The following is a 20626-nucleotide window of genomic DNA, read 5'->3' as shown; positions in this document are numbered from 1 at the left end:
CGTGCCCGCGGTGCCCACCCTGCCCGCCGCGCCGCCGCATGGCCGAAGCTGTCACCTGTGAGCCATCACACCCGCTCCGCCGCCGCAACCGCCTCCGCCGGAGCCGTCTCCGCCGTCCCAGCGTGCCCGCCGCATGTCGAGCCGCGGCAGATGGCCCTCCGCCGTACGCGCGGCCTCGCGCAGTGGGGTGCCCTCCTCGCGGTAGTGGCCGAGGGCTCGCAGCTCGTGGCCCGGCAGGAGCTGTCCGTCGGCTCGCACCACCCGCCACCAGGGGACCGCGCCGCCATAGAGCGCCATGACGCGGCCGACCTGGCGCGGGCCGCCCTCTCCGAGCCACTCGGCGACGTCCCCGTACGTCATCACCCGGCCGGCCGGGATCAGCTCGGCGACCTCCAGCACCCGTTCCGCGTACTGCGGAAGCTCCTCAGCACTCACCCGGTCCATCCTGCACCACACCACCGACAACGGGGGCGGTGCACCCTGATGCCCGCCCGCGCCCCCCGGTCATGCCACCATCTTCCGGGCGGTGACCGGTGATACGAGACCAACAAGACACGGATACGGCGAAGGGGCAGGATGTGCGGCCTCCCGAAGTAACAGCCACTTCGGGGCCTCCTGAGACGATGGAGAAGAATCAGACGAAGGGGACGGTATGCGTGAACGCGGAGAGGCACATCGACGGCGTCTCCGGTGACGAGCCGCTTCTCGCCGCCCGCGTGCACCGGCCGTCCGACCTGCTGCGCCTGCTCGTCGGCATCCTCGCGATCGGCGTCGTCATCGCCATCGCCGCCTTCGCCCACGCCACCACCACCGGCCTGGAGGAGGACATCAGCAAGGGCACCGGTCAGGCTCCCGACGTCTTCGTCAAGGTCGCCGGTCTCGTCTCCAGCATCGCCGTCCTGCTCGTCCCGGTGGCCTTCGCGATCGAGCGGCTGATCAAGCGGGACGGGCTGCGCATCGCGGACGGCGTCCTCGCCGCCGTACTGGCGCACGGCGTCACCCTCGCCACCGACCTGTGGGTCGCCAGGGCGGCGCCGGGCACCATCCAGGAGGCGCTGACGCAGCCCCAGGCGGGCGGCGGGCTGACCGACCCGGTCCATGGATACCTCGCTCCCGTCATCGCCTATATGACGGCCGTGGGCATGGCCCGCAGGCCGCGCTGGCGGGTGTCGCTCTGGGTGGTGCTGCTGCTCGACGCGTTCGCGATGCTGGTCGCCGACTACACCACCCCGTTCTCGATCATCCTGACCGTGCTGATCGGCTGGACCGTCGCGTACGGCACCCTGTACGCGGTCGGGTCCCCCAACGTCCGGCCCACCGGCCAGACCCTGCTGGCCGGCCTGCGCCACGTCGGCTTCCGCCCGGTCACGGCGATGCGCGCCGAGGACGTCACCGACTCCGCGGAACAGGGCGACCGGGGCCGCCGCTACCTGGTCACGCTGGAGGAGGGCCCTCCGCTCGACGTCACGGTCGTCGACCGCGAACAGCAGGCCCAGGGGTTCTTCTACCGGGTCTGGCGCAGGGTGACCCTGCGCGGCATCACCACCCGCCGCTCCCTCCAGTCCCTGCGCCAGGCTCTGGAGCAGGAGGCCCTGCTGGCGTACGCGGCGATCGCCGCGGGCGCCAACGCGCCGAAGCTGATCGCCACCGCCGAGCTCGGCCCGGACGCCGTGATGCTGGTGTACGAGCACCTCGGCGGCCGGTCGCTGGACTCGCTGGACGACGAGGAGATCACCGACGAGGTCGTGTGCGGCGCCTGGCAGCAGGTGAAGGCGCTCCAGTCCCGGCGCATCGCGCACCGCAGGCTGACGGGCGACGCCCTGCTGGTGGATCGTTCCGGCAAAGTGATCGTCACGGATCTCCGGGGTGGTGAGATCGCCGCCGGGGACCTCGTCCTGCGCATGGACACCGCGCAGCTGCTCACCACGCTGGGCCTGCGGGTGGGGGCGAAGCGGGCGGTGGCCGCCGCGGTCGAGGTGCTCGGCGGTGACAGGGTCGCCGACTGCCTGCCGCTGCTCCAGCCGATCGCGCTGAGCCGCTCCACCCGCGCCACTCTGCGCAGACTGGCGCGGGAGCGCTCACAGCGGGAGAGGGAGGCGGTCCTGGCCGCGTCGGAGGCGGCCAAGCAGGCGCGGCTGGAGGGCCACGCCGAGAAGTCCGAACAGGAGAGGCGCGCCGACCGCAAGGCCGTACGGGCGCACAAGCAGGCCGAGAAGCGGGCCCTGGACGAGGCGATGGACGAGGTCCGCGAGGAGGACCTGCTGGCCCAGATCCGGCAGCAGGTGCTGCGGATCCGGCCGCAGGCCCCGGTGGAACCCGTACGGCTGGAGCGGATCCGGCCGCGGACGCTCATCAGCCTGATCGCCGGCGCCATCGCCGTGTACTTCCTGCTCTCCCAGATCGCCGAGGCGCCGCTGTCGCTGTCGACGATCGCCGAGGCCGACTGGACCTGGATCTCGGCGGCCCTGCTCTTCTCCGCGCTCAGTTACGTGGCGGCCGCGATGAGCCTGCTGGGCTTCGTCCCCGAGCGGGTGCCGTTCGGGCGCACGGTGATCGCCCAGGTGGCCGGGTCGTTCGTCAAGATCGTCGCTCCGGCGGCGGTCGGCGGCGTGGCCCTCAACACCCGCTTCCTCCAGCGCTCGGGGGTCCGGCCCGGACTGGCGGTGGCCAGTGTCGGCGCGTCGCAGTTGTTCGGGCTGGGCTCGCACATCCTGCTGCTGCTGTCCTTCGGCTACCTGACGGGTACGGAGAAGACCCAGGACTTCACCCCCTCCAGGACGGTCATCGCGGGCCTGCTCACCGTCGCGGTGCTGGTGCTGGTGGTCACGGCGGTCCCCGGCCTGCGCAAGTTCGTCTCCACCCGGCTGCGGTCGCTCTTCGCGGGCGTGGTGCCGCGCATGCTGGACGTGCTCCAGCGGCCGGTGAAGCTGCTCACGGGCATCGGCGGCATGCTGCTGCTGACGGGCGCGTTCGTGCTGTGCCTGGACGCGTCGATCCGGGCGTTCTCGCACGGTGCGCAGCCGCTGACGTACGCCAGCCTCGCCGTGGTCTTCCTCGCCGGCAACGCCCTGGGGTCGGCGGCGCCCACGCCGGGCGGCGTGGGCGCGGTGGAGGGTGCGCTGATCGCCGGCCTGGTGGGTGTGGGCGGTATGCCACTGGAGGTGGCGACGCCCGCCGTGCTGCTCTACCGGCTGATGACGCTGTGGCTGCCGGTACTGCCGGGCTGGTTCTCGTTCAACTTCCTCACCCGGAAGGGCGCCCTCTAGCACCCTTCCGCGACGGGCGTCCGGCCACCCGCATGGACCTCGTCGCGGGCGCCCGGCCGGAGCCGGGCGCACCATGGATCCATGACCCACCGCGCCGCCCGGTCCGCAGCCCTCCGCAGTGCACGGCCCGCCGTGCGCGCCTCCAGGCACGCCACCCGGCCGGCCGCCGTGCTCGCCGCCGCGACCGCCACCGTCCTGATGGCGGCCGGCTGCTCCGACAACGGGGACAAGGGCGGACAGAACCCGGACCGGCCCAAGGAACTGGCCACCCAGAAGCTGACCTGGGAGGCCTGCCCGGCCCCCTCCCTCCAGGAGGGCACCGGCACCGCCCCGTCCCCCCTGCCCGGCGGCGCCAAGTGGGAATGCTCCTTCATGCAGGCCCCGCTCGACTACGCGGATCCCGACGGCGACACCATCGAACTGGCGCTCATCCGGGCGAAGGCGTCCGATCCGGCGAAACGTATCGGCTCCCTCGTCTTCAACTTCGGCGGCCCCGGCGGCTCCGGACTCACCGCCCTGCCCTCCTTCGCCAAGGACTACGAGTCCCTGCGCACCCGCTACGACCTGGTCAGCTTCGACCCGCGCGGCGTCGGCCGCAGCGCGGGTGTGGAGTGCATGGACGACGAGCGGCTGGACGCGTTCTTCGCACTCGACTCAACTCCCGACGACGCGGGCGAGGTGGCCGCCTACAAGGAGGGGCTGAAGGAGTTCGCCACCGCCTGCGAGGAGAACTCCGGCGACGTACTCCCGCACGTGGGCACCCTCGACGCCGCCCGCGACATGGACCTGATGCGCCAGGTCCTCGGCGACGACAAGCTGCACTACTTCGGCATCTCCTACGGCACCGAACTGGGCGGCGTCCACGCCCACCTGTTCCCCAAGACCGTCGGCCGTGCCGTCTTCGACGCCGTCGTCGACCCCACCAGCGGCACCGAGCAGGGCGCGCTGGGCCAGGCCAAGGGCTTCCAGCTGGCGCTGGACAACTTCGCCGAGGACTGCGTGCGGCGCGGTGACGCCTGCGACCTTCCGGGCAGCAACGCCAAGGAGATCGAGGACTTCATCACCGATCTGCTGGCCAAGCTCGACAAGAAGCCCATCCCCGGCATCGGGGACCGCGAACTCACCCAGTCCCAGGCCACCAACGGCATCGCCCAGGCGCTGTACTCCAAGGAGTACTGGCCCTACCTGGAACAGGGTCTCGACGAGGCGGACGGCGGCGACGGAGGTCTGCTGCTCGCCCTGTCGGACTCCATGAACGGCCGGGACCAGAACGGCGACTACAGCAACCTCCAGGCGGCGAACGCCGCCATCAACTGCGTCGACGACAAGGAACGGTTCTCCGTGGAGGAAGCCAGGGCGAAGCTCCCCGAGTTCCGCGAGGCGTCCCCCGTCTTCGGCCCCTTCCTCGGCTGGGGTCTGATCAGCTGCTCCCAGTGGCCCGTCCCCGGCACCTGGAAGCACCCCGACGTCAGCGCCCCCGGCTCGGCGCCCATCCTCGTCATCGGCAACACCGGCGACCCGGCCACCCCGTACGCCGGGGCCAGGGCGATGGCGGCCGCGCTGGGCAAGGGCGTCGGCGTGGAGCTGACGTACAAGGGCGAGGGGCACGGCGCGTACAACAGCGGGGACGCGTGCGTGAAGCGCACGGTGGACGCCTACCTCCTCGACGGCACGGTCCCGGAGTCGGGAACCGTGTGCCCGTAGCGCTGTCGGCGGCCCGGCCTAGGATGGCTGTCCGGTACAGGAGTTGGGGGGACATATGTCCATGCGGGTACGGGTCGCGGGTACGGCGGTCGCGGCGGCGCTGGTGGCGGGGCTGGCCACCGGCTGCGACAGCGGCGGCACGGGCCCCGGCAGCGGTACGGGCGGGGCGGGAGGCGCCGGCGCCACGTCCGAGGGCGCGATGGCCTCCCTGCCCGCCGCGCTCACCGGCCAGAAACCGGACTGGCGCGATTGCGAGACCCCCGACGGCGGCGAGAAGCCGGGGCCGGGGTGGCGCTGCGCGAGCGTGAAGGTGCCGCTCGACTACACCGAGCCGGACGGCGCGACCCTCCCCATCGCGCTGATCCGCAAGGAGGCCAGCCACCAGGACCGGCGGATCGGCTCCCTGCTGTTCAACTTCGGCGGCCCGGGCGCCTCCGGGGTGAGCGCCATGCCGCAGGCCGCCGGGGGGTTCGAGGAGCTGGGGGCCCGCTACGACCTCGTCGGGTTCGACCCGCGCGGTGTGGGCCGGAGCTCCGGGGTGGTGTGCCGCGACAGCGAGGAGCAGGCCGCCTCCCTGGCCCGGATCGACCTCACCCCCGACACACCCGCCGAGGAGGCCGCCTTCCTGAAGGACGGGGCCGACTTCGGCGCCGGCTGCGCCAAGCGGTCCGGCAAAGTCATCGCGCACGTCACCACGAGCAACACCGCACGGGACCTGGATCTCGTCCGGCATGTGCTGGGCGACAGGAAGCTCAACTACATGGGCTTCTCCTACGGCACCCAGCTGGGCGGGACCTACGCCCACCTCTTCCCGCGCAACGTCGGACGGGCCGTCCTCGACGCGGTCGTCGATCCGACCGCGGACGCGACCGGTCACGCCCGCAACCAGGCCATCGGCTTCCAGCGGGCGCTGAACAACTACTTCGCGTCCACCGGCGAGGGCGCGGCGGCGGGCAACGCGCGCGTGACCGCGCTGCTGAAGCGGCTCGACCGCGAACCGCTGCCCACCGACGGCGACCGGGAGCTGACCCAGAGCCTCGCGCTCACCGGCATCGCGCAGACCCTGTACTCGCAGCAGATGTGGTCCTACCTCACCGAGGGGCTCAAGGAGGCGGAAGCGGGCAAGGGCGACACCCTGCTCCAGCTCGCCGACATGTACAACGACCGGGGCGAGGACGGGGCCTACGGCACCCAGGCGCACGCGCAGCGGGCCATATCGTGCGCCGACAGCAGCAGCCGACCGACGGCCGCCGAGGCCAGGGCGCTGCTGCCGGAGTTCCGGAGGATCTCGCCGGTCTTCGCCGAGTTCATGGCCTGGGACACGGCCGGCTGGTGCGCCGACTGGCCGGTCGAGGGCGAGAGCGCCACACCGGAGGCGAGTGCCCCGGGCGCGGGGCCGATCCTGGTGGTGGGCACGACGGGCGACTCCGCCACGCCCTACGAGGGCGCCAAGAAGATGGCGGACGAGCTCGGGGCGGGTGTCGGCGTCCTCCTCACGTTCAAGGGCGAGGGGCACGGCGCGTACACCGGCGACAACGCATGCGTGCGGGACACGGTCAACGCCTACCTGCTGGACGGCAAGGTCCCCGCGAACGGCAAGACCTGCACCTGAGCGCGCCGACACCCCCGCGCGGGGCCTCCCGCGCCCGGTACACCGCGCCGGGCGCACACCGGCAGCGGTGAGGTCGGTGACGGGGAGAGCCGGCAGCGGGGTGAGCCGGCGGTGGTTGAGGGCCGGCAACGGTGAGGGCCGGACCCGAGCACGGGTCCGGCCCTCACCGCGAGCGTGGCCTAGTAGACCGGCTTCTCCGGCTCGATCTGGTTGACCCAGCCGATGACGCCGCCACCGACGTGTACCGCGTCCGCGAAGCCCGCGGACTTCAGCACCGCGAGGACTTCCGCACTGCGGACACCCGTCTTGCAATGCAAGACGATCTTCTTGTTCTGCGGGAGGTCCTGGAGCGCGCTGCCCATCAGGAACTCGTTCTTCGGGACCAGACGGGCGCCGGGAATCGAGACGATCTCGTACTCGTTCTGCTCACGCACGTCGATGATGTCGATGTTCTCGCCCTCGTCGATCCACTCCTTGAGCTGCTTGGGAGTGATCGTCGAGCCGAGCGCCGCCTCCTGGGCCTCCTCCGACACGACACCGCAGAAGGCCTCGTAGTCGATGAGCTCGGTGACGGTCGGGTTCTTGCCGCAGACCGCGCAGTCCGGGTCCTTGCGGACCTTGACCTGGCGGTACTGCATCTCCAGGGCGTCATAGATCATCAGGCGGCCGACCAGCGGGTCGCCCACGCCGGCCAGCACCTTGATCGCCTCGGTGACCTGGATGGAGCCGATGGACGCGCACAGCACACCCAGCACGCCGCCCTCGGCGCAGGACGGGACCATGCCCGGCGGCGGCGGCTCCGGGTAGAGGCAGCGGTAGCAGGGGCCGTACTCGGACCAGAAGACCGAGGCCTGGCCGTCGAAGCGGTAGATCGAGCCCCATACGTACGGCTTGTTCAGCAGCACGCAGGCGTCGTTGACGAGGTAACGCGTGGCGAAGTTGTCCGTGCCGTCGACGATCAGGTCGTACTGGCTGAAGATGTCCATCACGTTGTCGGCCTCGAGCCGCTCCTGGTGAAGGATCACGTTCACGTACGGGTTGATGCCGAGCACGCTGTCCCGCGCGGACTCGGCCTTGGAGCGGCCGATGTCGGACTGGCTGTGGATGATCTGGCGCTGCAGGTTCGACTCGTCGACCTCGTCGAACTCGACGATGCCGAGCGTGCCCACACCGGCCGCGGCCAGGTACATCAGGGCCGGCGAGCCGAGGCCACCGGCGCCCACACAGAGCACCTTGGCGTTCTTGAGCCGCTTCTGCCCGTCCATCCCGACATCCGGGATGATCAGGTGGCGGGAGTACCTGCGAACCTCGTCTACGGTGAGCTCGGCAGCCGGCTCGACCAGGGGTGGCAGCGACACGGAGACCTCATCAATACAGCTGGTCGGTAGTCAGTACGGTTGTTCTTCCGTAACACTGCCACGCCCCTCCTCATTCCGAGACACCCGGTCCGATCTGCGAGACGATTTCGTCCCAGTAGCCGGGCAGAGCTGCGAATGGGTTGGTTTGTCCGGTGCCGTCCGTGCGGTCGGTGAAGAAGATCGTCCCGGCGCCCTGCCAGCGGGCGATCCGCACGGCCTCGTCGAGGTGAGTGCGCGGGACGCCGTGGACGAGGTGGACGAACCGCTCCGGCGGATGGTCGGCCGTCCACTGTGCCACCTGTGACCAGCGGTATTGCGCCCACGGCCCGGAGAAGGTCACCAGCTGGTCGGCGATCTCGGCGTACCCGGGGTAGGGGTGGGAGCCGTGGCCCAGAACCATGTGCCCGCCGTCGGAGTGCTCGAGGATCACCTCCAGCGTGGCCGTGGTGCGCCGCACGGCGGCCAGGTCCGCCCGGTCCGTGGGACAGCGGTCCAGCAGGTAGCCGTCCACCTTGTACCAGTCGAGGAAGCGCTGCGCGTCGGAGACGATCTCGGCGAACGGGCGGGACCCGTGGCGCAGGTCGAGATGGCCCAGGACGCGTACGCCGGCGTTGCGCAGCTTTCCGGCCGCCTCCAGGCAGTGGGGGTCGGGCCGGGCTCCGGGGCCGTCCGCCACATTGAGGACGGCCCAGTGCAGGGGCGTACCGGGGCGGGTCAGTTCCGCCCACTCGACGGGGGCGAGCAGGGGGTGGGCGTAGCCGGGGACGCCGAACCCGAGCCGTTCGGCGCCGGTCGCGGAGAGTCCCGTGTCCGTACGGGTCAGATGCGGCACGCCGCCTCCATCCAGATGTCGGCCAGCGACTCCTCCAGGTTGATGCGGGGCCGCCAGCCGAGCCGGTCGCGGGCGGTGCGTACATCGGCCTGCTGCCAGCTGCCGCAGCCGTCGGGGTACGGGTGGGGGGCCGCGGGCACCAGGTGGTCCGGGGCGTGCTCGCCGCGCTGGGCGCCGATGGACGCCATGCCGCCCACCGACGACAGGGCCGGCCGGCCCGGGGGCCCGTCCAGTTCGTGCAGCGACCCCGCGAAGCCGGCGACCCTGGCCAGGACGGCGGCCGCGTCGCGGAGTCGTACGGCGCGGCCGGTGCCGATGTTGACGATGCCCTGCGCCGCGGAGAGGGAGGCGGCGTGCACGGCGCGCGCCACGTCGCGTACGTCGACGAAGTCGCGCTGCACACCGAGGCCGCCGAGTTTCAGCTCACCGTCCCCGGTCTGCATGGCGCGCCGCATGGCCTCCGCGAGCCGGCCGAGCGGCGATCCGGAGGGGGTCCCGGGGCCGACGGGCGAGAAGACCCGCAGCACGACCGCGTCCAGTCCGGAGCCGAGGACCAGCTCGGTGGCGGCCAGCTTCGACACGCCGTAGGGCCCGCCGGGGCGCGGTACCGCGTCCTCGGCGGTGGACGCCCCGGGCTGCGAGGGCCCGTACTCCGAGGCACAGCCGACCTGGACCATGCGTGCCCCGCAGCCGCTGCGGCGCAGGGCCTCGCAGACGGTGGCGACGGCGACGGTGTTGTGGCGCGTCAGCTCCCGGGCGCCGCCCCGGGTGGTCCCGGCGCAGTTGATCACGACACCGGGGTGGACGGCGTCCAGGAAGCGGGTGAGCGCGCCGGGGCTGCCACCCGCGAGGTCGAAGCGCACGTCGGCGTCGTCACCGCGTCCGAGAGCGGTCAGGTGGACGGCCGGGTCGGCGAGGAGCCGGTCGGCGACGTAGCGGCCGATGAAACCATTGGCACCGAGCAGCAGCACCCTCATCGCGCGCCCCCTTCGCGCCGAGTGGCCGTTGCGGGGGTCTGGGGGGTCATGTCTGTTCTCTCCTTGAGGGTGTGTACAGGTGAAAGGGGTGTACGCGGGTACCGATCGGGTCTCAGGTCGCGGTGGCACCCGCGTGGGAGGAGGCCCGGCCGAGTACGGCGGTGGCGTACCCCAGCAGGGCGAGGGCGGCGGCGCCGCACGCGAGCGTGGGGACGGTGGCGGCTCCCCCGGCGACGACGGCCGCCTCGACGGGGATGGCGAGCGGATCCCAGCCGGGGAGGCGGCCGGCGAGTACCGACGCGAGCGCGAGGGCCTGCGTGACGCAGGCGGCGACGAGTCCCGCGACGGCTGCCCCGGGGAAGCCGTGGACGGTGAGCAGCCGGGTCAGGAAGAGGAGGACGCCGAGCGCTACGGCGCCGCCGCCGGGGGGACCCTCGTCGAGGACGGTTCCCACGAGCGCGAGCAGGGCGGTCATGACGGCCGCGTACAGCACGACCGTCCCCAGGAGCAGGGGGCGGGCCCCGGCGGCGAAGTCCGCCAGACCACGGCTGCCGGCGAGCCTGCGCCGGGCCCGGGCGGCGAAGAACCGGGCACACCAGGCCGCGGGGGCGGCGGCGAGGGCGAGCCCCAGCAGCGGCGTGACGACGAGCGGCCAGGGCCCGTCGGGTCCGCCGGCCAGGAGCTGGTCGAGGAGCCCGTCACCGACCAGGGCGTAGATGAGCAGGCACCCGGTCCACGCGCGCGTGGACGGTGCGGCGCGGCCGGCGTCCGTGGCGTGGCCCGCGTCCGCGGTGAGGGCGACGGCGAGCCCGAGGGCGCCGGCCACACCGACGGCCGTCCGCAGCGGCCCGTCCGTCACGGTGAGACCCGCGACGGTGAGCAGGCCCATGGCACCCGGCAGCAGCGCCAGGAGGAGGGCCCTGGCGCTCCACGAGGCGGCCGTGCCGCGTGTACGAGCGGGGGGAGAACCGTGCCGGGTGGCGGCGTCACCCTGCGGCACGCGCGCGTACAGCTCCTCGGCGAGCGAGAACACGTCCCGGTGCCGGAACCGGGCGGCGGTCCGGTCGGTGACCCCGTGGGCCTCCAGCCCGGCGGCGATCTCCAGCGGGTCGACCGCCCGCTCGCACAGCTCGCGGTGCCGGTGCAGCAACGCCTTCACCGGGTCGGCGGATCCACGCCGGGTGACGGCCGCGCGCGCGTGCCCCGCCAGGCGCTCGCCACGCCCCGCCGCCCGGTCACCCGCCGCCCGGTCGTTCGCCGTCCGGTCAGCCGCCGTCCGGTCAGCCGCCGCCCGGCCGCCGGTGACGTCCCGCGCGCCGGGTGTCCCGAGCGCGGGCTCCGACAGGAGGGCCTCGGCGCGGCTGTCCCAGGCGGCGGCCGCGAGGGCCGGGTGGACGCCTCGGGCCTGGCCGCCCGGGCCGGGTGCGCTGCGGTCAGACATGGCCGTCCACCCTCCTGGCGACCGGGAAGGAGGCCGCGACCGGCAGTGAGGCCACGACCTGCCCCGGCACTCCCGCCGGACCGTTCGCCACCACCGGGCTCTCCGCGCGACCGTTCGCCACCACCGGAGCCTGGGCCACCGCAACCTCGGCCACCGGCGCCTGGGCCACCGGAACCTCCGCCCGCACCGGTGCCTGGGCGCCCGCCCTGGCCGGGGTGGCGTACGCGCCTGCCGGGCGCGGGGCGGCGGCCCATGCCGGTGTCGTGGCGCCGCCCGAGCCGCGTCCCGTCCAGTGCCCGGGCACGTACGCCTCGGCGGGATGCGCGAACGGCAGGGGTTCGCCGTCCGCTCCGATGCCGTCCGCGTCGCGGCGGACGGGCGCGCGGGAGATGAGCTCCAGGTAGATCCCGCGGAAGGCCGCGAGGTTCTGCTCGACCGTGAACAGTTCGAGTGCGCGGGCGCGTGCGGCGGCGCCCAGCCGTTCACGGCGCGCCCGGTCGCGCACCAGCGCGAGGCACGCGTCGGCGAGCGCCCGCGGATTGCGCGGGGGCACGACCAGCCCTGTGCCACCGATGATCTCGACGACCGCGCCGACGTCCGTCGAGACGGTGGCGCGCCCGCAGAGCATGGCCTCGACCAGGCCGGCCGGAAAGCCCTCGACCACGCTGGAGAGGACGACCACGCCGGCCCCGGCGTACGCGTCGGTGACGTCGGGCGCGTACGGGCCGCCGAGGTCCTCGAAGGAGACGGGGTTGTCGCCCACGGCGTGCGCGTCCACGGCCTCGTCGGGGAAGAGCTGGGCGGCCACGGCCTCGCAGTGCGCACGGTAGGTGGCGGATTCGGCGTCGCGGACCGGCGCGGAGACGATCCTGAGCCGGGCTTCCGGCTCTTCCCGCCGCACCTCGGCGAAAGCGTGCAGCAGGCCGACGAGGTCCTTCGCGGGCTCGATCCGCCCCACCCACACCAGTGTGCGGGGATCGCCGCTGTCGCCGCTCTCCCCCACGGCCGCGAACCGGCCGGCCTCCACGCCCGGGTGGACGGTCCGCAGTTTGGCACGCTCGGCACCGCACTTCTCCTGCCAGCGGCGGGCGTGGGTGTTGCCCGGCGTGATGACGTCCGCCTGCCGGTACACCTCGGTGGTCAGGCACCTCTGGAACGCGGCGAGCAGGGTGCGCACGGGCGCGCTCAACGGTGTGTCGGCGACCGTGAGGTAGTGCGTGCGCAGTCGTACGCCGTACTCGGTGACCAGCAGCGGGACACCGAAGAAGCGTTTGGCCAACAGTCCGGGCAGGGCCGCGGTCCCACCGGACGCCGCATGGCACAGGTCGACGGCACCCAGGCCGTCCTCGCCGTACCAGTCGAGGGAGAGGGGGCGCAGGGCGCGCTCCACCTGGCCGGCGAAAGCCAGGTGGTCGGGGACGGTGGCGCCGTGCACGCCCCGGCGCACACCACCGGCGCGACAGGCGGACTCCAGGACCCGGACGGCGGTTTCCGAACGGAGGGCGGCGGCGAGCCCCCCGTGCTCCCGGGCGAGGTCGGCGAGCCCGTACAGCCCTTCGGCGAATCCTGCGCCGGATCCGGCGCCGGCGTCCGGCCCGGCACCGGGCTCGGTGCCGGGGTCCCGCCCGGCGCCGGCGTCCGGCGTTCCGCAGACCGCGGCGGCGAGCTCCGCGAAGCAGGTGATGAAGCGCCGGCGCTCACGCCGGCCGTAAGCACGCCCACCACGCCCACCACGCCGGCCGCACCCGCTGAGGTCCTGCGGCCCCCAGAGCGGGGCCGTGCGCACGCGCCGCACCTGGGGCGGGAGCGGAATCCAGCCGGCGTCCTCCTGCCGGGCACTGCGGCTCAGGGCGTAGACGTCGAAGTCGTGCCGCGCGAGCCCGCGCACCAACCGGTCGCACCAGACCCTGGACTCACCCGACGTATACGGGTATCCACCCTCGGTGAGCAGTCCGATCCGCACGAGTACACCCCCGATCTCCCTTGTGCGTGGCCACCGTTGGTCCGGCGGCTCACAGCGGGAAACGTAAGCGGATATGCCGGTGGCGCGATGGACGGTTGTCCGTCGCGCCACCGGAAGGGGTGAATGCTCGTAACTTTCCCGCACTCGTCGCGTTTCAACGCGCTATTGGCGGGTTCCGCCGGTCAGCCGCTCGGGAAGACCCAGGGGTTGGGGCGGCACTTGATGCCCTCGACCTCCAGCGACTTGGTCTGCTGCTGCATCACCGGCGCGAGGGCGCCCGGGGTCCGGCAGTTCACATGGTTGTGTCCGAGCCGGTGCCCCACCTCGTGGTTGATCAGCATCTGCCGGTACATGTGCATCGCCCCGGGCCCGTACGTCTCGGCGCCCTGTGCCCAGCGGTAGGCGTTGATCATCACGCGCTCGGTGGCGGCGGAGTCGCACGAGACGTTGTCGACGGTGGTGTCCAGGCCGGACTTCGCGCACCAGACCCCGGTGGTCACCGGGCTCGCCAGCGTGACCACGAACTCGGCCTCGCCGCTGGAGACCCGCTCGAAGGTCATGGCACCTCCGTGCGCCCAGCTGCGGTCGTCGTTCAAGGTCTGCTGGACCGCCCGAGCGAACAGCCCGGAGTCCAGCCCGAGCCCCTTCTCGACGTCGATCCGGTAGCGCACCTTGCGCCCCTTCCCGGGCGCCCGGTCGGTGCCCGGTACGGCCTCGAACTCGCCGGACCCCTTGAGCTCCGGGTCGAGCGGGAACGGCTTCGCCAGCAGCTGCGCGTCCGTCAACGGGGCGGCCCGCCGGGGAGGCGGCGGCGGGGCGGCACGCTCGTCGGAACGGCCCGACCGGTCGAAGCGGGAGTCGGCGCCGGCCTGGCCGTGGCCGACGGTTTCGCCCGGCGGGCGGGAGGCGGAGCCGCCCGGCGCCGCGCCGCTGACCTGACCGGCCACGACGACGGCGAGGACGGTGGTGACGGCGGCGGCGGCGATGCCGGTGAACGTACGCCCCCTGCCCCCGCCGCCCGGCGGGTCCTTCGGAGCGCCCTCGTCGAACGGAAGCCGCTCGGGCTCCTCGGGCGGCTTCCCCCGCGAGGCGCCGTCGAACGCCTCCACGAACTCGCGCCGCGGGCCGGGTATGCGGGCGCCCGCGCCCACCCCGGTCGGCGGACCCGAGGACCCCGCCGGGCCCGGGGGACGCCACGAACCCGAGAGGGCCCCGGGGCCCGGACCCGGTGGACCCGCGAGGCCAGGACCCGGTGGACCCGCGGGCCGGTACGGTGCGGTCGGTACGCCGTGGCGGCCGGTCCCGCCCCGGCCGTCGCCCGGTTCGGGCTGCTCGGGGTGGCCACCGCGCACATGCTGCTGCTGAGCCGCCGCGGGCGGCGGCGGGCCCGGGTGACGGTGGTGGGCGGGTTGCGGCTCGGGAGGCGCCGCGGCGGTCCTGCGCCGGCGCCCGGTACCGGGACGCTCCCCTTCGCGCACCGCGCCGGCGGCCTGGGCGGCCTGTTCGGAGCCCTGAGGTGCGGGGCCTTTGCGGCTGTGTCGTCCCACGCCCCGGATCAGCTCCCGTCGTTGTCGTCGATGCCGTCCACGCCGACCATGCCGTCGACGCCCTCGCCGCCGGCCACGTCGACGGCGCCTCGGCCGCCACCGCCGCCGATCAGCTCCCGCACGGCCTGGGCGACCGTCTCCGGGTACTCCATCATCGCGACGTGCCCCGCGTCCGGAAGCGCCAGCAGCCGCGAGTCGCGGAAGGCCGCCGCCGCCCTGCGCGCCATACGGAACGAGACGAGCTGGTCCCGCCCCCCGTACACCAGCAGCGTAGGCGCGAGCACCCGCTCGGCCTGCCGCCACAGCCCGTGCTGGCCGCCCAGGGTGTAGGCGTCGACGATGCCGCGCGCCGAGCGGGCCGTGGCGTCCCAGAAGTACGGCAGCCTCAGGCGCCGCTCCATCTCCTCCACCGCGTTGCGGAAGCCCTCGTCGGTGACCCGGCCGGGATCGCCGTAACAGAGCCCGAGCACGCCGCGCACCCGCTGCTCCGCCGTCCAGTCCCGGGTGAGGCGGGTGAAGAGGGAGGCGACACCGGGCAGCGCGAGCAGAGCCGTCGGCCAGGCGCCCCGCTGGGCCCGCAGCTCCGGCAGCGCGGGCGAGACCAGCGTCAGCGTCCGGACCAGGTCGGGCCGGACCGCCGCGACACGGGTGGCGACCGCCCCGCCCAGCGAGTTCCCGATCAGGTGGACGGGCCCGCGCTCACCGGCGTCGAGCAGGCGGATGACCGCGCGGGCGTGCGCGGTCAGGGAGTAGTTGCCGTCCTCGGGCGGCGGGGAGTCGCCGAAGCCGGGGAGGTCGACCGCCTCGCCGTCCACGATGTCCTCGAGCAGCGGCATCAGGGCGGACCAGTTCTGGGAGGAGCCCCCCAGGCCGTGCACGTACAGAGCGGGCGGCAGTCCGGTGCGGCCCGACGGCCGGTAGCGCACGTTCAGCGTCAGTCCGGGCAGCGTCACGGGGCGCAGCCGCTCCCCCTCCGCGACCCGCACGGTGCTCACCCGTGGCCCCGCCGCGGTGGCGGCGACGGATTCCGGCAGCTCGGTCGAAGACATGCGGCAATGTTACGAGATGATCACGCGGGCTCCGGTGTGTTCGCCGTCACAGGTCGCATAGCGCCGGAAGGGGGTACCTCCTAGGCTCGTACGTGAGGGCATTTCGCCCAGGCCCCCGCGCGCCGATGTGGAACCGCCCAGTGAAAGGGAGCCCATGACCGTCGACCCGACCGACCCGGACACCTTCGACGCCCACGAGAACGGCGAGGGGACCGCCCCGCTGGACGCGGAGACACCCGAGGCCGACGCCGCCGAGCAGAACAGGGACCTGCAGGAGCGCACCGACGAACCGCTCACCCGCGTCGATCCGGCCGTCGCGAACGAGGCCGACGCGGCCGAACAGACCCGTGTCGTGACGCTGGACGAGGACGACTACCGCTGATTTGGGCTGTTTAACGTTGAATATCCAGCTACCCCGGCCGTCCGGTACGTGAAATTCTGCGCTCGCACCGCGCACAGCCGGGTTACCCAAAAGTACGATGGCGGGCGCGGCGCAGAGCGCGCAAGGATCGATTTTGGGAGGCGGCGTGACAGCCATCGAGCAGACAGAGGCGGCGCGCCCGCGAGGCACGCGCCTGCCGCGCCGAGCCCGACGCAACCAGCTCCTGGGCGCCGCCCAGGAAGTGTTTGTCGCACAGGGGTACCACGCGGCCGCGATGGACGACATCGCGGAGCGCGCGGGTGTCAGCAAGCCCGTGCTCTACCAGCACTTCCCCGGGAAGCTGGAGCTGTACCTGGCCCTGCTGGACCAGCACTGCGAGTCGCTGCTCCAGGCGGTGCGGACCGCGCTCGCCTCCACCACGGAGAACAAGCTGCGGGTGGCGGCCACCATGGACGCCTACTTCGCGTACGTGGAGGACGAGGGCGGTGCCTTCCGGCTCGTGTTCGAGTCGGACCTGACCAACGAGCCGGCGGTGCGCGAGCGCGTCGAGCGGGTCTCGCTCCAGTGCGCCGAGGCGATCTCGGACGTCATCGCCGAGGACACGGGACTGTCCAAGGACGAGTCGATGCTGCTGGCCGTGGGTCTCGGAGGAGTCTCCCAGGTGGTGGCGCGGTACTGGCTTTCCAGCGAGTCGGCGATCCCGCGCGACAAGGCCGTCCAGCTGCTGACGTCGCTGGCGTGGCGGGGCATCGCCGGCTTCCCGCTGCACGGCTCCGAATCCCACTGATGATCGGTGTCGGCTCTCCGGGCTAATGTGTGCAGCGTACGGCGCGGCTGACCGCGCAACGCTGACCGTTCGGAGGGACATAGCCGTGGAGGTCAAGATCGGCGTGCAGCACGCGCCCCGGGAGATCGCTCTGGAGAGCGGGCAGTCCGCCGAGGAGGTGGAGCGCGCCGTCAACGACGCGCTGTCCGGCAAGACGCAGCTGCTCAGCCTGACGGACGACAAGGGCCGCAAGGTCCTGGTGCCGACCGACCGCATCGCCTACGTGGAGATCGGCGAGCCGGCGAAGCCCCGCGTGGGCTTCGGCGCGATCTGAGCAGTACGGGACGTGCGTGTGAAGGCCCGGCGGGTTGCCCCGCCGGGCCTTTCCCGTGCCCCACGAGCGCTGCACCCTGCCCGGGCACGCTTTCCCCTGCTTCACTCGCGCTTTCCCGTGGCTCACGCGCGCTTTCCCGTGCCCCACGGGCAGGATTGCGTTGCTCGCGCATCGGGTAGTACGGCATGTGACCGTTTTGCCCGCCCCGCCGTCCGCGAGGTGATCCGTGTGTTCTGGGAAGCTGTCGGCGCTGTCGTGCTCGGATTCGCACTGTCCTGGGCGGCCGCCCACCGACTCGCCGACCGGCTCCCGTCGCGACGTGTGGTCCTCGGCACGGGAGCGCTCGGCGCGCTCTTCGGCGCGCTGATCACCCACGCGGCGCTCGGCCCGGGCCACGCGCTGGGCACCCTGCTGGGCGCGGTCGCGGTCGCAGCGGTCGTCCTCTCGCTGCTCCTGCGCCCGGCCAGCCGTCTGCGCCGCTCCGCGGCCACCTGACGCCACACCGGGGACACCGCGCCCCGCCCACGGATGCCCGGCTTCATCCGGCGCACCGCGGGCCGGCGACCCGCCCCGGACGCCCGCCCGGGCGGGCACGTGACGGGCCGGGTGACGGGCAGCGGCCCGTCAGGCGGCCAGCCCCAGGGCGGCCATGCGCTTGGTGTGCGCCTTCGTGATGCGGGAGAACATCTCCCCCACCGCCGCGAGGTCGAACCCGTCCGCGACGCCGCCCACGAGCATCGTCGACAGCGCGTCCCGCTCGGCGACCACGCGCTGGGCCTGCGACAGAGCCTCACCCATCAGCCGGCGCGCCCACAGCGCGAGTCGGCCGCCCACCCTGGGGTCCGCCTCGATCGCGGCGCGCACCTTCTCGACGGCGAAGTTCCCGTGGCCCGTGTCGTCCAGCACCGCCAGCACCAGCGCGCGGGTGTCGGAATCCAGCCGGACGGCTACCTCGCGGTAGAAGTCACTGGCGATCGAGTCGCCCACATAGGCCTTGACCAGGCCTTCCAGCCAGTCGGACGGTGCGGTCTGGCGGTGGAAGTCGTCCAGCGCCTTGGCGAACGGCTCCATGGCGGCCGTCGGCTCGGTGTCGATCGCCGCCAGCCGGTCCCGCAGCCGCTCGAAATGGTGGAACTCGGCCGACGCCATCTTCGCCAGCTCCGCCTTGTCGGCGAGCGTCGGCGCCAGCTTCGCGTCCTCCGCCAGCCGCTCGAAGGCCGCCAGCTCCCCGTACGCGAGCGCGCCCAGCAGGTCCACGACGGCGGCGCGGTACTGGGGCTCGGCGGAGGCACCGGCCCAGTCCAGGGCGGCGATTCCGGTCGGTTCGTCGGCGGCGGTGGAAGCAGCGGCGGTGTCAGGCGTCTCCATGGAGCGCACAATAGCCCGCCCGCCGCGCGCCCGAAGGCCCTGGTCATCCACTGTGACCTCCCCCTCCTTATGAATTGGCCCAACACACCTGCGCGGATCCGGGGTACAGTGGTATTGCGCCTGCTGAGTATTGAGTCATGTCCGTATGTACTCGGTGGGCCATCTCATGAATGAGGATGCCCGGTCGGTGGCCCGATCGGCTCCGACCCGACAGCCCTCCGTGCGCATGAGCCGCACATGAGGGGCCCCTCAGCGGTATGACGCTCGAGCGACGGCAGTGGTCCCGTGCCACCCGGCTTTGTTCTTGTCGGACTGCGGCCGGAGTCACCGGCACGGTAAGACCCCCAGCGTTCGCCTCATGCCGCGTCTCACAGAAGAGGCAGCACCCTGACTACGACTTTCCGAGAGCTCGGGATCCTTCCCGAGACGGCCGAGGCCCTCGAAGCCGTCGGCATCACGTCCCCCTTCCCCATCCAGGAGATGACCCTCCCGGTCGCCCTCTCCGGCACCGACGTCATCGGCCAGGCCAAGACCGGCACGGGCAAGACCCTCGGTTTCGGCCTGCCGCTGCTGGAGCGCGTCACCGTCCCCGCGGACGTCGAGGCGGGCCGGGCGACGCCCGAGCAGCTGACCGAGGCGCCGCAGGCGCTGGTGGTCGTCCCGACCCGGGAGCTGTGCACCCAGGTCACCAACGACCTGCTCACCGCGGGCAAGGTCCGTAACGTCCGCGTCCTCGCGATCTACGGCGGCCGGGCGTACGAGCCGCAGGTCGAGGCCCTGAAGAAGGGCGTCGACGTGATCGTCGGCACCCCGGGCCGACTGCTCGACCTGGCCGGCCAGCGCAAGCTGGACCTGTCCAAGGTCAAGTCCCTCGTCCTGGACGAGGCCGACGAGATGCTCGACCTGGGCTTCCTGCCCGACGTCGAGAAGATCATCAACATGCTTCCGGCGAAGCGCCAGACCATGCTGTTCTCGGCGACCATGCCGGGCGCGGTCATCGGCCTGGCCCGCCGCTACATGTCGCAGCCCACGCACATCCGCGCCACCGCGCCGGACGACGAGGGCGCGACCGTCGCGAACATCGCGCAGTACGTGTACCGCGCGCACTCCATGGACAAGCCCGAGATGGTCTCGCGCATCCTGCAGGCCAACGGCCGCGGGCTCGCGATGATCTTCTGCCGTACGAAGCGGACGGCGGCCGACATCGCCGAGCAGCTCGAGCGGCGCGGCTTCGCCTCCGGCGCGGTCCACGGCGACCTCGGCCAGGGCGCCCGCGAGCAGGCGCTGCGCGCCTTCCGCAACGGCAAGGTGGACGTCCTCGTCTGCACCGACGTCGCGGCACGCGGCATCGACGTCGAGGGCGTGACGCACGTGATCAACTACCAGTCGCCCGAGGACGAGAAGACGTTCCTCCACCGCGTGGGCCGTACGGGCCGCGCGGGCAAGAAGGGCATCGCCGTCACGCTGGTCGACTGGGACGACATCCCGCGCTGGCAGATGATCAACAAGGCGCTGGGCCTGAACTTCAACGACCCCGTCGAGACGTACTCGACGTCCCCGCACCTCTACGCGGAGATGGACATCCCTGAGGGCACGAAGGGCGTCCTGCCGCGTGCCGAGCGGACCCGTGCCGGCCTGGACGCGGAAGATGTCGAGGACCTCGGCGAGACCGGCGGTCGGGGTTCGCGCGGCGGCCGGCGTTCGGACCGTCCTGAGCGTTCGGAGCGTTCGGAGCGTTCGGAGGAGCGCCCGGCGCGTACGCGTACGCCGCGTCAGCGCCGTCGTACGCGGGGCGGCGCCCCGCTGGCGGCGGAGGACGCGACGGCGACCGTCGAGACGGTGACCCCCGCGACGGACGAGGCCCCGGAGCCCCGCACCCCGCGTCGCCGCCGGACCCGCACCCGCGCGGGCGCCCCGGCGGCCGCGACGGCCACCGCCGCGGCCCCTGTCGCCGAGACGACCGAGCCGGTCGCGGAGACCAAGCCCCGCCGCCGCACCCGCAAGGCCACCGAGCCCACCGCCGAAGC

General features: G+C 73.0%; 17 protein-coding genes. 8 read left to right on the top strand and 9 right to left on the bottom strand.

The features are described 5' to 3' along the window. Positions 1 to 51 precede the first annotated feature (51 nt). Positions 52 to 444: an MGMT family protein gene (locus tag ABD347_RS27720; protein ID WP_344366338.1), complete on the bottom strand. Its 393-nt coding sequence runs from the start codon at positions 442 to 444 to the stop codon at positions 52 to 54. Between the two features lie 179 nt (positions 445 to 623). Between ABD347_RS27720 and ABD347_RS27715 the strand changes: the two genes are divergently transcribed. From ABD347_RS27715 to ABD347_RS27705, 3 genes are all read left to right on the top strand, one after another. Then, the gene (locus ABD347_RS27715) at positions 624 to 3266 is read left to right on the top strand and encodes a lysylphosphatidylglycerol synthase domain-containing protein (protein WP_344366335.1); all 2643 of its coding nucleotides are present in this window, start codon (positions 624 to 626) and stop codon (positions 3264 to 3266) included. Positions 3267 to 3347: 81 nt separating this feature from the next. Beyond that, complete coding sequence (locus ABD347_RS27710) at positions 3348 to 4970, top strand: alpha/beta hydrolase (protein WP_425575784.1); 1623 nt, start codon at positions 3348 to 3350, stop codon at positions 4968 to 4970. A gap of 55 nt (positions 4971 to 5025) precedes the next feature. Beyond that, positions 5026 to 6582 carry an alpha/beta hydrolase gene (locus ABD347_RS27705; protein WP_344366333.1) on the top strand — a complete coding sequence of 519 codons (1557 nt, stop codon included), beginning with the start codon at positions 5026 to 5028 and terminating at the stop codon, positions 6580 to 6582. 179 nt (positions 6583 to 6761) lie between these two features. Here the strand turns inward: ABD347_RS27705 and moeZ are convergent, their stop codons facing one another. The 7 genes from moeZ to ABD347_RS27670 all read right to left on the bottom strand — a co-directional run bounded on the left by moeZ (position 6762) and on the right by ABD347_RS27670 (position 15749). After that, a complete protein-coding gene (gene moeZ / locus ABD347_RS27700; protein WP_344366330.1) occupies positions 6762 to 7940 on the bottom strand; it encodes an adenylyltransferase/sulfurtransferase MoeZ in 1179 nt (392 codons plus the stop codon). Between the two features lie 70 nt (positions 7941 to 8010). Further along, entirely contained in the window at positions 8011 to 8772 is a 762-nt protein-coding gene (locus ABD347_RS27695; RefSeq protein ID WP_344366328.1) for a spherulation-specific family 4 protein, read from the bottom strand. Further along, positions 8760 to 9749: an SDR family oxidoreductase gene (locus ABD347_RS27690; protein ID WP_344366326.1), complete on the bottom strand. Its 990-nt coding sequence runs from the start codon at positions 9747 to 9749 to the stop codon at positions 8760 to 8762. The genes ABD347_RS27695 and ABD347_RS27690 overlap by 13 nt, the downstream gene beginning before the upstream one ends. Positions 9750 to 9861: 112 nt before the next feature. After that, the gene (locus tag ABD347_RS27685; protein WP_344366325.1) at positions 9862 to 11190 is read right to left on the bottom strand and encodes a hypothetical protein; all 1329 of its coding nucleotides are present in this window, start codon (positions 11188 to 11190) and stop codon (positions 9862 to 9864) included. Then, positions 11183 to 13153, bottom strand: coding sequence for a DUF3492 domain-containing protein (locus tag ABD347_RS27680; RefSeq protein ID WP_344366323.1), 1971 nt, complete (start codon positions 13151 to 13153; stop codon positions 11183 to 11185). Before ABD347_RS27680 ends, ABD347_RS27685 begins: the two co-directional genes overlap by 8 nt. Before the next feature lie 182 nt (positions 13154 to 13335). Continuing rightward, a complete protein-coding gene (locus ABD347_RS27675; protein WP_344366320.1) occupies positions 13336 to 14700 on the bottom strand; it encodes a DUF3152 domain-containing protein in 1365 nt (454 codons plus the stop codon). Between the two features lie 8 nt (positions 14701 to 14708). After that, positions 14709 to 15749: an alpha/beta fold hydrolase gene (locus ABD347_RS27670; protein ID WP_344366317.1), complete on the bottom strand. Its 1041-nt coding sequence runs from the start codon at positions 15747 to 15749 to the stop codon at positions 14709 to 14711. Between the two features lie 154 nt (positions 15750 to 15903). Between ABD347_RS27670 and ABD347_RS27665 the strand changes: the two genes are divergently transcribed. The 4 genes from ABD347_RS27665 (at position 15904) to ABD347_RS27650 (ending at position 17726) form a co-directional block, all read left to right on the top strand. Next, complete coding sequence (locus tag ABD347_RS27665) at positions 15904 to 16131, top strand: hypothetical protein (protein ID WP_344366316.1); 228 nt, start codon at positions 15904 to 15906, stop codon at positions 16129 to 16131. Between the two features lie 145 nt (positions 16132 to 16276). After that, entirely contained in the window at positions 16277 to 16918 is a 642-nt protein-coding gene (locus ABD347_RS27660; protein WP_344366313.1) for a TetR/AcrR family transcriptional regulator, read from the top strand. Positions 16919 to 17003: 85 nt separating this feature from the next. Continuing rightward, on the top strand, positions 17004 to 17231 hold the full coding sequence (locus tag ABD347_RS27655; RefSeq protein ID WP_344366311.1) for a DUF3107 domain-containing protein: 228 nt from the start codon (positions 17004 to 17006) through the stop codon (positions 17229 to 17231). Between the two features lie 228 nt (positions 17232 to 17459). Then, the gene (locus ABD347_RS27650) at positions 17460 to 17726 is read left to right on the top strand and encodes a hypothetical protein (protein WP_344366309.1); all 267 of its coding nucleotides are present in this window, start codon (positions 17460 to 17462) and stop codon (positions 17724 to 17726) included. Positions 17727 to 17855: 129 nt separating this feature from the next. On the opposite strand, the gene ABD347_RS27645 is transcribed toward ABD347_RS27650, so the two are convergent. Next, positions 17856 to 18599 carry a ferritin-like fold-containing protein gene (locus ABD347_RS27645; protein WP_344366308.1) on the bottom strand — a complete coding sequence of 248 codons (744 nt, stop codon included), beginning with the start codon at positions 18597 to 18599 and terminating at the stop codon, positions 17856 to 17858. Between the two features lie 480 nt (positions 18600 to 19079). Between ABD347_RS27645 and ABD347_RS27640 the strand changes: the two genes are divergently transcribed. Beyond that, positions 19080 to 20626: DEAD/DEAH box helicase (locus tag ABD347_RS27640; RefSeq protein ID WP_344366307.1), on the top strand; the 1547-nt coding region annotated here is incomplete at its 3' end.

Origin of the sequence: Streptomyces gobitricini, assembly GCF_039532985.1 — a bacterium.
Classification (GTDB): Bacteria; Actinomycetota; Actinomycetes; order Streptomycetales; family Streptomycetaceae; genus Streptomyces; species Streptomyces gobitricini.
Note: the sequence above shows the minus strand (reverse complement) of the source record. Positions and strands in the feature narration are given on the sequence as shown.

Bases quoted from the DNA above. Each gene is read 5' to 3' on its own strand.
- ABD347_RS27720 (WP_344366338.1), bottom strand. From the start codon at position 444: ATGGACCGGGTGAGTGCTGAGGAGCTTCCGCAGTACGCGGAACGGGTG.
- ABD347_RS27715 (WP_344366335.1), top strand. From the start codon at position 624: ATGGAGAAGAATCAGACGAAGGGGACGGTATGCGTGAACGCGGAGAGG.
- ABD347_RS27710 (WP_425575784.1), top strand. From the start codon at position 3,348: ATGACCCACCGCGCCGCCCGGTCCGCAGCCCTCCGCAGTGCACGGCCC.
- ABD347_RS27645 (WP_344366308.1), bottom strand. From the start codon at position 18,599: ATGGAGACGCCTGACACCGCCGCTGCTTCCACCGCCGCCGACGAACCG.
- ABD347_RS27705 (WP_344366333.1), top strand. From the start codon at position 5,026: ATGTCCATGCGGGTACGGGTCGCGGGTACGGCGGTCGCGGCGGCGCTG.
- ABD347_RS27665 (WP_344366316.1), top strand. From the start codon at position 15,904: ATGACCGTCGACCCGACCGACCCGGACACCTTCGACGCCCACGAGAAC.
- ABD347_RS27670 (WP_344366317.1), bottom strand. From the start codon at position 15,749: ATGTCTTCGACCGAGCTGCCGGAATCCGTCGCCGCCACCGCGGCGGGG.
- ABD347_RS27685 (WP_344366325.1), bottom strand. From the start codon at position 11,190: ATGTCTGACCGCAGCGCACCCGGCCCGGGCGGCCAGGCCCGAGGCGTC.
- ABD347_RS27690 (WP_344366326.1), bottom strand. From the start codon at position 9,749: ATGAGGGTGCTGCTGCTCGGTGCCAATGGTTTCATCGGCCGCTACGTC.